Source organism: Arthrobacter alpinus (assembly GCF_900105965.1).
Classification (GTDB): Bacteria; Actinomycetota; Actinomycetes; order Actinomycetales; family Micrococcaceae; genus Specibacter; species Specibacter alpinus.
The window spans coordinates 342,187-355,064 of the sequence record NZ_FNTV01000002.1 but is presented as its reverse complement, the minus strand read 5'-3'; the positions used below and the strand labels follow the sequence as shown (position 1 = coordinate 355,064).

Sequence of the window (12,878 nt, the reverse complement as noted above, 5' to 3'; positions counted from 1 at the left end):
GTCAGAAGCGGTTTTCAGAGAAAGAAATTTCTGGAACCGGCACATCGCCCATGCCGAATAGCTCGGTCGCAGACTTGTGAAAAACTAGCGCAACTGCACCATATGTCGTGCCGTCTGCGCCGAGTGCAGAGGCGGCGAGGGTTGGCTTGGCATCGATCATTATTAGTCTGTGGATCTCTTCGCGCAACAGTTCGACAAAGAACTCGCCGGATCGTGAGAGTCCTCCACCGACGACAATGAGGTCAGGGTCAAAGGCAAGACTTATGGTGGCAATCCGAGGTGCGATGTCCCTTGTCAGTTGCTTAATCTCTTCGAGGGAAACGTTGTCTCCAGATTGCGCTTGGTCAAAAACTTGGACAGCTGTGGGCGCAGATGTCCAGGAAAGTAAACCGTCAACAGAACTGCCGGTCCAGCGCATTCCACGCAAACTACCGACTTCGCCGGCACTCCTATGGAACCCTTGGTGGATCTTTCCGTTGAAGGTCAGTGAAAGCGAAATTGTATTGCCTACTTGGAGGTACAAAGTGTTCTCGACGAGCTGCGATGCCCCAAGATGGTGCTCAGCAAACGCTGCAAGATTGATGTCGTTTTCCAAAAACGCGTGACAGTCAAAAGCCGCACCAATGCGTTTGGCAACGTCGGTCCCGTTCCATTCAGGCACGATGTAACTATTTGAGATGCGGCCATCGAATCCGACGATGCCAGGCACTCCGATGCAAGCGACCCGTAGCTTCGAGGCCGGGACATCAGCGGCTGCGAGGGCATCTCGGATTGTTTCAATGACGGCGTCCACGCGCTGGACTGCACTAATGCTCGCCATGATCCTGCGATGCGCCTGTCCAAGAATGCAACCTTGCAAATTTGCAATGAGCACTTTGATGTTCCGGGAGCCAGCGTCGACGCCAGCAACCACGGAACTATTTGCTTCGAAGAGGAAACGGCGAGCAGGCCGGCCACCCGAAGCAGTGACTGCGTCACTTGCCGCGGCCGAAACTAAATTTCGCTCTTCAAATGCCGCCATGACAGAGTCCACTGTTGGTCGCGACAGCCCGGTCCGCTGCACCACATCACTGATCGATAGTGCGCCAATTGCTGTTCGCAACACGTGGATGCAGGTCAAGGCGTTGGCATGTCTGATGCTCGCAGGTCCGGCCATGTTCATGTTTCTCCTTGCCATTCTCGGCGTCTCGTAGGTCGAGCAGCGCATGACTCACAATATAGCAGATATGAAAGTTGGTATCGAAACTCGAGCGCAAAGAGTATTTCGCTTGATCCGGCGCTAGTTAATTAAGACGGTTACCTATTAAAATTGACTCATGTTTGCCTAGTTTTGAGCGGAAGTAGACTCTTGCTCTTGACGTTACTAAAGGAGGGTGCAATACTTCAAGTGGCCCAGCTCACTGGATGTAAGCTCCGGTAGTTGCGTACAAATGAAACTAGGTAATCTAAGCGATCTTCCTCAAATGTTGATCGCTCAGGGAGCCATAGGTAGTGGATTACCACTGGCGGGGACTTGGGCGTATGAAGAAATGACGTTCCCAAGGGATGTTGAGGACAGCAGAACTAGCCTGGTCACCGTTCCTCCGGGCGAGTGCCCACCCACTTTAGACGAAAGACACACCATGAAAATGAGTAGTCGAACACAAATCTTGGCGCTGGGAGTTGCAGCGCTATTGACAGTTTCCGCATGCGGAACGGGAAACACGCCCTCGGCTGCTGAACCCGATACGGCGAACCTCCGCGTTTGGGTCATGGGTGATTCCGTTCCAGCTGCAGCGGCCACGTGGCTTGAAACAACTTTCGCGCAGGAGCACGAGGGATCGACCCTGAAGGTTGAAAGGCAGCCCTGGACAGGAATTGTCGCCAAACTTCAGACCAGTCTGCCGTCCAAGACTGAGACGCCGGACATCGTCGAGGTAGGAAACACCGGAGCGTCCACTTTCACCTCTGTGGGTGCCTTCTCGGCACTTGACGGGATTTACGAAGACCTCGGTGGCAAGAACCTGGTTCAAGGCGGGGTAGCGGCAGGCTCATGGGACGGAAAATTCTATGCCACCCCGTTCTATCAGGGCTCGCGGGTCATCTACTACCGCAAGGACCTGCTCAAGAAGGCCAACATCGCTGTGCCTACGACGATGGCAGAGCTGAACCTTGCCGCGGTGGCGCTCAATAAGGCGAATCCTGAGAAGACACCCAACTTCACCGGCATCTACCTGCCCGCAGTCGACTATCACACCCAAGAGGGGTGGTTGTTCACAAACGGTGGTAATTACGCCTCTCAGGATGCTGGCGGCAAATGGGTGGGTCAGCTGTCGACGCAGGAATCGTTGGAAGGGCTGAAGCAGGTCCAGGATCTCTCCCTGAACGCAACAACCTATGCCAGTGATTCCATTGAAGGTGTCAACGGTGCCCCAGATCTGTTCAACGCTGGAAAGATTGGCTTCCTCTCAGCTTTGAATTCGACCGAACAGCTCATCTCACCTGCGATGTGGAAAAATGACCAGGTTGGCGTGATGTCGCTGCCAGGCAAGACGCCGGGAACAGCTGGAATGACGTTTGCAGGCGGGTCAAACATTGGCATCTCCGCGATGTCTCCAAACCAGAAGCTTTCACAAGAAGCCATGAAGCTGATATTCAGCGAAACTTTCCAATCGTATTTGGCTTCGGATGGTTCCTGGATTCCGGGGAACCTCTCCTATGCTGCGGCCCTCACGGGTCTTTCATCTGCAGCTTCCACAGAAGCGGCAGCAGCATCGCGCCTCACTCCTGCTACCCCAGCATGGGGCGTGGCAGACAGTGCAGGATTCTCTACCGACTTTTGGACACGCATCGCCAAAGGTGAAGACGTAACTGCGGTAGCGAAAGAAACTGACGCGAAGCTCAATGACATCCTCAATAAGTAGGGATGACGGCGGGGCTGCCTCTATGGTGGCCCCGTCGGAGTCCACCGACGGTAAGAGATCACACTCGAAGCGGCTAGCTGGCAAGCCATCACCCTTGGCAACTTCGAACGGCAAACACTCGAACATTGGCCGGGGGCCAAAGTCGCGGATGACACCATATTTGCTCATCGCTTTGCCCGTGACATTAGTGGCGATTGCTTTGGGATATCCGCTGGTTCAGCAGCTGATCATGTCACTTCAGGAATTCGGGATGGCCCAACAGTTTGGCCAGTCGGCTCCATGGGTCGGTTTGTCCAATTACGCATCAATTCTTACCGATAGCTATTTTTGGATTGTCACGGCTAGGTCGTTGGCCCTTTGTGCAGTGTGTGCCTCCTTGACATTGCTGATCGGCGTCGGCATGGCGGTTCTCATGCAGCGTATCTGGTCGGGGGCGAGGCTTGTGCTGCAGTCAGCCCTCGTGCTGGCGTGGGCGATGCCGGCGATAGCGGCACTCGTCGTTTGGCAGTGGTTCATCGACGCCCGGTTTGGGCTTGTTAATTGGGCCTTGTCATCCATCGGATTCACCGGAATGGCGAACTTCAACTGGCTACAGGCAAGCACACTGACGTTCTATGCGGTTGCCGCTTCGGTCATCATTTGGGCCAGTGTGCCATTAGTAGCGCTGGCCACGTATGCGGCTTTAACTCAAGTTGATACCGAAATCGTTGAAGCGGCTCAATTGGATGGTGCTGGTCTCTACAGACAACTTATCGAAGTTGTTCTGCCCTTGATCAAACCAGTCCTGGTCCTACTGGCCATCCTGCAGATTATTTGGGACCTGCGAGTCTTTACCCAAATCAAGGTTCTGCAGGCAAATGCCGGGAACTCGAGCGATACCAATGTGTTGGGTACTTACGTATATCAGCTGGGCATAGGCGGTGGAAATTACGGGATGGCATCCGCACTTGCGATGCTCATGTTGGCCATGGTGCTCGTCATCACCTGGCGCTACGTCCGTATACTTTCCCGGCAAGGAGACATCACAGCATGACTGTCCTACAAAAAACCCGGCTAAATTCACGCCGCAGGATCGGGCCAAGAATAAGCGGCCGAACGATTGCCAGCCTGATTGCCATTGGTGTGGGACTGGTTTGGGCATTCCCACTTTACTGGATGATCAATACCGCCCTCGCTGCGCCTGACCAGCTACGTTCTAGCCCGCCAACTCTGTTTCCCTTTGCGCCGACTTTCGACTCCTTTGCCAAGGTGCTCTCGGACTCCTCGTTCTGGTCGTCGATGGCCATGAGCATGCAAGTCACACTGATCGCCGTCGTTGTTGCCTTGCTGTCAGCCACGCTGGCTGCGGTCACACTGAGCCGTTTTCGCTTTCGTGGACGGACAAGCATGATCGTCGCAGTTCTTGTCGTGCAGATGATTCCGGCCGATGCACTGTTTATCTCGCAATTTCGTATGCTTGGCGCCGTCGACCTGCTCAATACGGTGGCCGGCTTGTCGCTTCTTTATGTAGGTTCGGTGTTGCCGTTCACCGTCTGGATGCTCAAGGGATTCGTTGACGGGGTTCCGATTGAACTTGAAGAGGCCGCCATGGTCGATGGGTGCAGCAAGGTTGGTGCCTTCTTCCGAGTCACCTTTCCCTTGCTCGGTCCCGGAATGGTGGCAACAGGTGTCTTCGCTTTCCTCGCTGCCTGGAACGAATACACATTGGCGCTCGTGGTGCTCTCTTCCGGAACAGCCGTCACATTGCCAGTGTGGCTCCAAGGCTTTCAAACATCGTTGCGAGGCACAGACTGGGGTGGAGTCATGGCCGGTTCTACCCTGATTGCGGTTCCAGTTATCATCTTGTTCATCATTGTCCAGAACAAAATGTCCACGGGCATGACTGCAGGGGCCGTCAAGGGATGAAAATGATAAATACCCACACAGCACTTCTCAAGGAACCCGTTATGACTGAAACTTCTCTGTTTCCACGCCCGAGGAAAGTTGAAACCATCGGAGGGGCCGGAGCAGCTGCGAACACTTCAATCTCCGTAACGCAGGATGCCACACTAGCCTCGCAGGGGTATCGTCTGGACTATTCAGATAAAGGTATCCTGCTGGCCTTCTCTGACGCGGCGGGACTCCGCTATGGAATGCAAACCCTAGACCAGTTGCGTGCGCAACCTCGCCAACAGCAAGTCGCTGTTCACATCGAGGATTGGCCAGACTTCACGCACCGGGGCTTCATGCTCGATGTGAGCCGGGATCGAGTCCCTACTCGGGCCAGTCTTGCCAGACTCGTGAAGATTCTCGACCTGGCCCGCATCAACCATCTCGAAATCTACACTGAGCACACCTTCGCCTACAGAGGACATGAAAAAGTTTGGCGTGACGCGTCCCCGCTAACTCCGCAAGACGTCCGGTGGCTTGACGATTTGTGTGCATCGCATGGAATTGAACTGGTTCCGAATCAAAACACCTTCGGTCATTGGGAACGGTGGCTGGCGATCGAGCAATACCTTCCTCGTGCCGAAAACCAGTCGGGGATCCAGATTGGAAATGAGTTCCTGGCGCCATCAACATTGGCCCCCACATCTGACAACGCCGCCTTTGTAACGGAACTACTTGAGGAACTGACCCCCAACTTCCGTTCCAACCGGCTCAACATCGGAGCAGACGAGACATGGGAACTGGGCACCGGCGTCAGTAAATCCCGTGCTGAAAAGGAGGGTTTGGCAACCGTCTATCTCGACTACGTCACAGAAGTCATGGCGCCGTGGGTCGAACGCGACTACACAGTGGAATTTTGGGCGGACATTCTCGGCACCTACCCAGAATTGATGAGCCGAATTCCCAAGGGCACCATGCCAATTGTCTGGCACTATGATTCCCCAACTCTCGTCCAAGACACCATCGCCAATATGGGGGAGGAAGAGTGGACCCAATTGGCCGCACATGGGTACGGGCCTGAAAACCTGACAAAAGACTTCACCGACCGCGCAAAAGCCCTCGTTGCCGCCGGTGCGCCCTTCTGGGTTGCACCGGGGACCAGCACATGGCTTTCCATTCTTGGCAGGCTCCAGAACGCCAAAGAGAACATGATTGATGCCGCCGAGCTAGGAATCACACAACAGTCGACCGGGTACCTCAATACTGCGTGGGGGATAACGGCATGTTCGATCCGCCAGTGATCGCCTACGCACCAATCCTCTATGGAGGCGCAGTCAGCTGGGTGCTTGAGCCCAATCGGGACATAGATCTAGCCGAAGTCCTGAGCAAAAGGGTCTTCGATGACGAATCAGTGTTGATCGGCAAAATACTCGTCGCTCTTGGCAGCGTGACGGAGCAACTCAACGTGCCTATGCTCAATGGGAGTCCGCTTTTCCTTGTCCTACTGCAAGCTGAATCAATGGCTGAACGCCGATACCCGGCCGCGGCAGCCCTTGCCGCTGCCCGCGAGACTCTTCGGGAATCGCTGGAAGACCTGAAGCTGACACGTCCGGCAAGCCAAGACGGTCCTGCGATCATCGCGGAGATCACCCAAGCCATTAGGCTCTCCCTTCTGGCGGTGAAATTACTCGAGAGCAGATTGCTTACTCGGGACCCCAACTTGGCGGACGTTCAAGTTGCGCAGCAGTTATCGTCAGAGCTCGACACTGTCCTGGAATCCCAGCGCGAGGCATGGCTTCTTTCCTCGCGACCTGGCGGCCTCAGTAACAGTATTGCAAGGCTCGATCCATTGAAACACGCGCTAACTGCTCGCGCTTGCTTCCTGGAGTGATACCAAATTTGTCGAACCAAGAGTAAGGGAATTTAGTTAACATGAAAGTTGCGATTATCGGTGGCGGCGGGATCGGCTCCACACACGCCAACGCCTACCGTTCCATTGGCGCCAATCTGCTCGCTGTCGTTGAACCGTTGGCCGCTTCGGCCGAGGACTTCGCCAAGATGCATGGAGTCGCCGCGTACTCGAGTCTTTCTGAGCTCATCAGTTCAAAGGATCGACCAGACGCAATTAGCATCTGCACTCCGCCATTTACGCATCGGGAACTGGTGGAGGAGGCCGTAGCTGCCGGGATTAACATCCTGTGCGAGAAGCCCATGGCGCACACCTTGGAAGATGCTGAGGCGATCTACGTACTCACTCAGGGCTCCGGCATCGTATTTGCAACTGGATACTGCCAGCGCTTCCAACCGGAACTCGAAAGCATCCAGGAGTTAGTCGCTGGGGGCAAGATCGGAGAGGTACGAACGTTTTACAACTCATATTCAAGCCATCAAGATGGTATTGAAAATCGATGGTTTGGACGCAAGGAACTGGCTGGGGGTGGCGTCATCATCGACACCGCGATCCACTCGATCGACGTGTTCAGGTATTTGTGTGGTGAAATCATTGCTGCATCAGGGACTATGTCGACAGTGTTGGGGGAGTCCGACCTTGCGGTCGAACACACGGCAACCATTGGGCTCCGCTCCATTAGCGATGTCATTGGCACCATCGATTGTTCTTGGAAATTGCCCAACGGCACCTCGACAGTGTCCGTAGGGGGATCGGCAGGACGATTGACCTTCGACTACGACAAGGAAGGCGAGATCGTTTTCGAATCAGCCGATGGTTCCGTCGATACAATCCATGTGCCCACTGGCGATCGATTTGCCCGAGAAGTTGAGGCGTTCTTGGAATCTGTCCGCTACGGTTTGCCGGCTCGCACGGGTGCCTTCGACGGACTCGTGGGGCTGACGGTGGTCGATGCCATATATCGAATGCACGAGGCAAACACGATTTCACCCCTGCTGAGGTCAGGCAATGCCTGAACTTCGTGTCGGACTCATCGGGGCAGGAACGATTGCCCGTGTCCACGCTGCGGCATGGTCAAAAATCGGCGTTGACCTAGTCGTCTTCGCATCAAGTGCTGCGCAGGAGCTTGCCGACGCATATGGTGGGACAGCTGTCGCATCGCTTCCAGAGATGCTCGCGGGAGTTGACGTCGTCGACATATGCACACCGACGGCGAGCCATTCAGCAATCGCCAGGGCTGCACTCAACGCCAACTGCGACGTCATCTGCGAGAAGCCGTTGGCGCGTACCGTGGATGAGGCCAGACAGCTTGTGAACTTGGCCCGCGAACGAGGTCGGCATCTGCTGCCGGCCCATGTGGTCCGTTACTTCCCGGAATACGTAAAGGCACAACAGGCAATCGTGGCCGGGCGCCTCGGGCAACTGGCCGTGCTCCGATTCAGCCGAACTGGCGCGTTTCCGACAGCCGGGTGGTTTGCTGATGACAATGAATCCGGCGGTATCGTCTTGGACCAAATGATCCACGACATCGACCAAGCCATTTGGTTGGCAGGGCCAGTGACAACGGTGCACGGCAGTGAAAACCAAGTCACCACGGAAACTGGGGCTGTAACCACCGCGCATGCACTACTCACCCATGAATCCGGCGCCATCTCGCATTGCCGCAGTTTCTGGGGATCCCCAACAACTGAGTTCGCCTACACATTTCAGGTCGCTGGCAGCAGAGGAAACTTGGAATTCGATTCACGGACATCAACAGGAATCAGACTTGACGGCGGTGCCCGCTCGGCAGCTCCAACAAGTGACACTCATCTGCCCAAGATCGATGCCACAAATAGTCCGTACTTACACGAGTTGAGCAATTTCTTCCACCGAATCACCCTCGGATCAGCCTCAAGCGTCGAATCGCACGATGGCCTCAAAGCGGTAGAAATTGCTAGCGCAGTAAGTCAATCAATTAAATCTGGTAACCCCATAACAGTCCTGAACGAAGGAGAGCTCGCATGACTCAAAAACGCTTCAGAGTGGGCATCATGTCCTTCGCTCACCCACATTCCGGCGCCTACATCCAAAGCCTGCTCCGTCGTGGCGACGTAGACATCTGGGCTGCCGACCCTGACTCGCTAACCACCCTCAGTGATGAGCCCCGGGGTGCCGAAATGGCTGTGCAACTCGGGGTGGGATATGTGGAAACGTATACTGAATTGGTGGGTTTGGGCTTGGATGCGGTAGTCGTTTGCAACGAAAATACCCGCCACCGAGAAGCCGTAGAACTCGCCGCAGCAGCCGGCCTCAATGTGCTCTGTGAAAAGCCGTTGGCAACAGAAATTGAAGATGCCAAAGCCATGATTGAAGCATGCAGGACCACTGGCGCCAAGCTGATGACAGCGTTTCCGATCCGTTTTTCCCCCATGTTCAAAGAACTTCAGAGTGTCGTATCTAGAGGTGAGATCGGAGCCATCGTCGGGGTTACAGGTGCAAATATTGGGAAAGTACCCACGGGCCCCCACTCATGGTTCATCGATCCCGCCCTTGCCGGTGGCGGATCATTGATCGACCTTGCCGTCCATGTCGTGGATTTACTAGACGTACTCCTCGATCAAGACGAGCCCGCCAAGATATACGCCGTAACCAACGAAATCCTCCATGCCGATAAACCAGAGGTAATCACTGAAACAGGCGCACTGGTCAATATCAAATATGCGAATGGCGTAGTCGCAACTATCGACAGCTCATGGAGCCAAGCAGATTCGGCACCAAATTGGGGTGCACTGACACTCCAAGTCGTCGGAACACATGGCATCGCAGAGATTGACACATCCGTTCAGCATTTGGGGGGCTACGACCAGATTGGCAACCAAGAATTTTGGCTCGACTTTGGCCCCTCAGCCATCGACGAACTAGTCGACGAATTCCTGTCGTCCATTGTGGAGGACAGACAACCACAACCATCCGCCGAAGTTGGGCTGAGAACATTGCGAATTGTGAAAGCCGCCCAAGAGTCGGCGGCATCAGGAGAGACTGTTTTATCGTCGCCGTAAAACGCAGCTGAGGATTCTTTGCTTCTCCTGCGCACGCATAAAGAAGGCCCTGCCGGTAGTCCAGCAGGGCCTTCTTCGTTGATTTGCGGAAAGTTAGTTCTACCTCGCCCCTTTTTGAGCGTCGCCCGTTACGTTTTAGTGTCGCCGGATCCGGCCTCCGCCGAGGGCCATGAAAGCAGCGCCTGCCCGGAGCAAAACACCTGCATCGATGATTAATGGATTGCCGTTTGTGCCCGCATAAACCTGCTCCTAGCTATCGGTTGTTGCGGTTGAAGTTACGGACAGCCTCCCTGGATGGGGGTCTAGCGACGTGGGCCGTTGTCGGAGACGTAACAGCTGGACGTGTGGCTCGCGTAGTCTCGGCCCCAGTCGACGTGGTTTCAGTGGCGCTAGGGGCGTCGAGGTCTTGGCAGGAGTCGATACGGCGGGACTAGAAGTTTCCGTGGCTGGCACGGTCTCGACTCCATAAGCAGTTGTCTCCGCCGGGGAGTGGCTTTCGGTGCCATAGTCGCAGTCCCGATACCCGAGCCTGATGCGGTAGCCCGGACTTGCAGGGTTCCAACGGGGAAGTTCTGTCCCTTCACGGTCCCCAGACCTTATTTCATGCAAATGTCCTGGGGTGGGCTTGTCGGCGGGACTTGGACGTATGTTTGTGCGCACTCCTTGATCGGCAGGCTGGCCAGGAAGACTGTCAGGCCAACTGTCGTGCTATCGAACATGCTTGACGGATACAGAGTGCGGCGTTGGGTTCGGTACTGGCCCCGTCGGCCTCAGTTGTCTTGCTGACCACCATGTACTTGGATTGGAGGAAGCACTACTGGCCGGAGGCTAGGCGTGGTTTGCTCCTAGGGCACCACGAGGGTCGCAGTGATCGTTGCCCCGTGGAGCCCCTTGGACGTATCGACGAATCGCAATCCGAGGGTGTGATTTCCTGATGTGAGAGATGGTAGATCACGCGTGACCGGTTGGCCGTTCATTGGGTGGAAATTTCCTGTTGGTGTGCCGTCCAAGACTGCCTCTACAAGGGAGCCTGCCGGGCCCTCGAACGTGATCTGATGTACTCTGTCGGCGGTGTTCAGGGAAATGATCGTGGGTGTTTGCAACTGTAGGGGCGTCGTGGGAGCTGTGGTTGCAGAGGTGAGAGTGTTCAGGGTTTGGTAGGCGGTGAACTGCGTGGTTCCGCCGGGTCCTGGGATGGCTTCTGGTGTCACCGACCACGTACCGGCAGCATCGACGATGACCGCGGCTACTTCCTTTCCGTCTGCCAGTAGGTGGACAGTCGCGCCGGAGTTGCCGGTGCCACTGAGAAGCGGCAGGAACAGACCCCGATCCACAGTCGAAACGATCACGGGCTTCGCCAACACTTCCGGTGGAACCGATGGCGACGGCGTGGGGGAGGGGGGCGCGGACGGTGTCATTGAAGGGGTAGGTGACGGACTCGGTGTTGACTTCACGATCGGAGCCGAGGTTGGGGTGGGTGTCTGGCTTGGAGTGGGGGTCGGTAAAATGGACGGTACTTGTACGGCAACAGGGCTGGTGATTTCGGGTTCGGCCGCTGGCAGTTGGACAAGAGCGACAACCGCTGCTGGAGGAATCACGAGGGGATCCGTCACTGTCGTGCCAGTTTCGTGCTGTGTCTGGGGAGTCACGGCTTTCCGTGCGGCTGGCGGAGCTGGGGCCTGTGTGGGGGGATTGGTCCCTGACGGGGCCGGAGTAGCGGTCATCTGTGGTCCGGCCGCGGTGTCGTTGGCTACGGGGGTCATGGCTACTGCGGCAACAACGATCCCAGCGACAGCAACGGCAGCGCCGAGGAAGCCAAATCTTATCTGGGAACGCTTTAAAAGGTGGCTCGCTCCCGAACCTATCGCTGATACTCCTGCCACGGGCGCCCCGATAGTCCCTAGTGCGGCGACGTTCGTCATGCCGAGGGCGGACGGGCCAAGAAAAAGCGGCAGCAAAACGATGCCGAGGTTGCGTCCAACATGATCGAGTTCTTCGACCATAATGGAGCATTTGATGCAGGTAGTCAGGTGTTCTTGAACGCGGTCTCGATTACGTTGACTCAGCGACTTGCGGTTGTACTTACCCAATCGCTCGACAGTCCATTGGCAATCCTTATCTGCCTTGGTGTCGTTGAGATGTGCTTGTAGCCATGCCGCACGCAGCCCCTCGCGTGCACGGTACGTCAGGGCTGCGACTGTACTGGCCGTCAGTCCGAGCAGCGGGGCAATGTCCCGCGGGGTCATGCCCTCGACTTCGGAGTACCAAAGCACAGTGCGCCATTCGGGCCGGAGACTTGCGAAGGCGCGGCCGGTGATGGATTTGTCGATGATCTGGTTTTCAAACGAGGCAGCCGGGTCGGCAACATAATCCAGAGAATCGAGTTCTGTCGTGGTGCCATGAGGAGATTTCCAGCTCATGGAGATCGAGCGCAGAACCATGTAGAGGTAGGCCCGGAATACGTCACGAGGCCCGGCATTGTTGCGAATAGCGGTGAGGATTCGCAGGAAGGCTTCCTGCACCAGGTCTTCCGGGTCATAGTCGCTGGTGAGGGCGGTGGCGGCCCGTAATCCGGCCTGACGGTGGCGTTCCCAGAGCTCGCCAAAGGCTTCATTGTCTCCGGCGCGGGTGCGTTCGACCAATTCAATGTCTGAGGGCTTGGGTGAAGCTTCTTCAGCTAGTTGGAGTTGCGTTTCCATGGGGTTGCCGTTCGTAAGAAAGGATCCTGAAAAACGTCGCCTCAGGATTGGGGTCGCCGTGTCAGGCGCTTCAAAATAGGAATGAGAGCATAAGAATCGTTGAAAATTCGTTGTGACGGGGTTCTGTCGGTCTTTGGCGTCAGGTACCAACCTCTAGCGAGTTAATTTAGCACGGCTGAGCGACTCAAGCACCTCAACGAGTATCGCCGCCACGAGGGCGCTTGTGGCCCGCTCACGGGATTACGAAATCTTTTGCGAATTCACGTCATTATCAGCCGGCGAATCACTCTTTACTCATGAATGCTCTTCGACTCATCGCACGACCACCGGTGGGGCTGAGGCGAGGGGCGGATGGCGGAGGAACTTCAAACCTCCCTTGAAGGATGTCTTTGGTTGAGTAGAGAGAAGCGTGTCATGCAGGTTAGTCGGACTCCATTAGGAGTTGCCGGTGTGCGCC

Annotated in this window: 10 protein-coding genes; 8 read left to right on the top strand and 2 right to left on the bottom strand. The window is 55.9% G+C overall.

Translation table 11 applies throughout. The features are described from left to right. Position 1: 1 nt before the first annotated feature. Positions 2 to 1,207 carry an ROK family protein gene (locus BLV41_RS21180; RefSeq protein WP_083361045.1) on the bottom strand — a complete coding sequence of 402 codons (1,206 nt, stop codon included), beginning with the start codon at positions 1,205 to 1,207 and terminating at the stop codon, positions 2 to 4. 421 nt (positions 1,208 to 1,628) lie between these two features. On the opposite strand from BLV41_RS21180, the gene BLV41_RS21175 reads away from it, so the two are divergent. The 8 genes from BLV41_RS21175 (at position 1,629) to BLV41_RS21145 (ending at position 9,722) form a co-directional block, all read left to right on the top strand. Further along, entirely contained in the window at positions 1,629 to 2,903 is a 1,275-nt protein-coding gene (locus BLV41_RS21175; RefSeq protein WP_211481682.1) for an extracellular solute-binding protein, read from the top strand. A 178-nt stretch (positions 2,904 to 3,081) separates the two neighbouring features. After that, entirely contained in the window at positions 3,082 to 3,936 is an 855-nt protein-coding gene (locus BLV41_RS21170) for a carbohydrate ABC transporter permease (protein WP_244517061.1), read from the top strand. Further along, positions 3,933 to 4,808, top strand: coding sequence for a carbohydrate ABC transporter permease (locus tag BLV41_RS21165; protein WP_074713816.1), 876 nt, complete (start codon positions 3,933 to 3,935; stop codon positions 4,806 to 4,808). The genes BLV41_RS21170 and BLV41_RS21165 overlap by 4 nt, the downstream gene beginning before the upstream one ends. A 41-nt stretch (positions 4,809 to 4,849) precedes the next feature. Continuing rightward, positions 4,850 to 6,073: a family 20 glycosylhydrolase gene (locus BLV41_RS21500; protein ID WP_170835556.1), complete on the top strand. Its 1,224-nt coding sequence runs from the start codon at positions 4,850 to 4,852 to the stop codon at positions 6,071 to 6,073. Further along, a complete protein-coding gene (locus tag BLV41_RS21495) occupies positions 6,055 to 6,663 on the top strand; it encodes a hypothetical protein (protein WP_139244551.1) in 609 nt (202 codons plus the stop codon). The genes BLV41_RS21500 and BLV41_RS21495 overlap by 19 nt, the downstream gene beginning before the upstream one ends. Positions 6,664 to 6,704: 41 nt before the next feature. Further along, positions 6,705 to 7,697, top strand: a complete 993-nt coding sequence (locus tag BLV41_RS21155; protein ID WP_074713815.1) for a Gfo/Idh/MocA family protein — start codon at positions 6,705 to 6,707, stop codon at positions 7,695 to 7,697. Next, positions 7,690 to 8,688 carry a Gfo/Idh/MocA family protein gene (locus BLV41_RS21150; RefSeq protein ID WP_074713814.1) on the top strand — a complete coding sequence of 333 codons (999 nt, stop codon included), beginning with the start codon at positions 7,690 to 7,692 and terminating at the stop codon, positions 8,686 to 8,688. The genes BLV41_RS21155 and BLV41_RS21150 overlap by 8 nt, the downstream gene beginning before the upstream one ends. Beyond that, entirely contained in the window at positions 8,685 to 9,722 is a 1,038-nt protein-coding gene (locus BLV41_RS21145) for a Gfo/Idh/MocA family protein (RefSeq protein WP_074713813.1), read from the top strand. The genes BLV41_RS21150 and BLV41_RS21145 overlap by 4 nt, the downstream gene beginning before the upstream one ends. An 845-nt stretch (positions 9,723 to 10,567) precedes the next feature. Here the strand turns inward: BLV41_RS21145 and BLV41_RS22900 are convergent. Beyond that, entirely contained in the window at positions 10,568 to 12,421 is a 1,854-nt protein-coding gene (locus BLV41_RS22900; RefSeq protein WP_074713812.1) for an RNA polymerase sigma factor, read from the bottom strand. Between the last annotated feature and the right edge of the window lie 457 nt (positions 12,422 to 12,878).

Bases quoted from the DNA above. Each gene is read 5' to 3' on its own strand.
- BLV41_RS21180 (WP_083361045.1), bottom strand. From the start codon at position 1,207: ATGCGCTGCTCGACCTACGAGACGCCGAGAATGGCAAGGAGAAACATG.
- BLV41_RS21175 (WP_211481682.1), top strand. From the start codon at position 1,629: ATGAGTAGTCGAACACAAATCTTGGCGCTGGGAGTTGCAGCGCTATTG.
- BLV41_RS21165 (WP_074713816.1), top strand. From the start codon at position 3,933: ATGACTGTCCTACAAAAAACCCGGCTAAATTCACGCCGCAGGATCGGG.
- BLV41_RS21500 (WP_170835556.1), top strand. From the start codon at position 4,850: ATGACTGAAACTTCTCTGTTTCCACGCCCGAGGAAAGTTGAAACCATC.
- BLV41_RS21495 (WP_139244551.1), top strand. From the start codon at position 6,055: ATGTTCGATCCGCCAGTGATCGCCTACGCACCAATCCTCTATGGAGGC.
- BLV41_RS21155 (WP_074713815.1), top strand. From the start codon at position 6,705: ATGAAAGTTGCGATTATCGGTGGCGGCGGGATCGGCTCCACACACGCC.
- BLV41_RS21150 (WP_074713814.1), top strand. From the start codon at position 7,690: ATGCCTGAACTTCGTGTCGGACTCATCGGGGCAGGAACGATTGCCCGT.
- BLV41_RS21145 (WP_074713813.1), top strand. From the start codon at position 8,685: ATGACTCAAAAACGCTTCAGAGTGGGCATCATGTCCTTCGCTCACCCA.
- BLV41_RS22900 (WP_074713812.1), bottom strand. From the start codon at position 12,421: ATGGAAACGCAACTCCAACTAGCTGAAGAAGCTTCACCCAAGCCCTCA.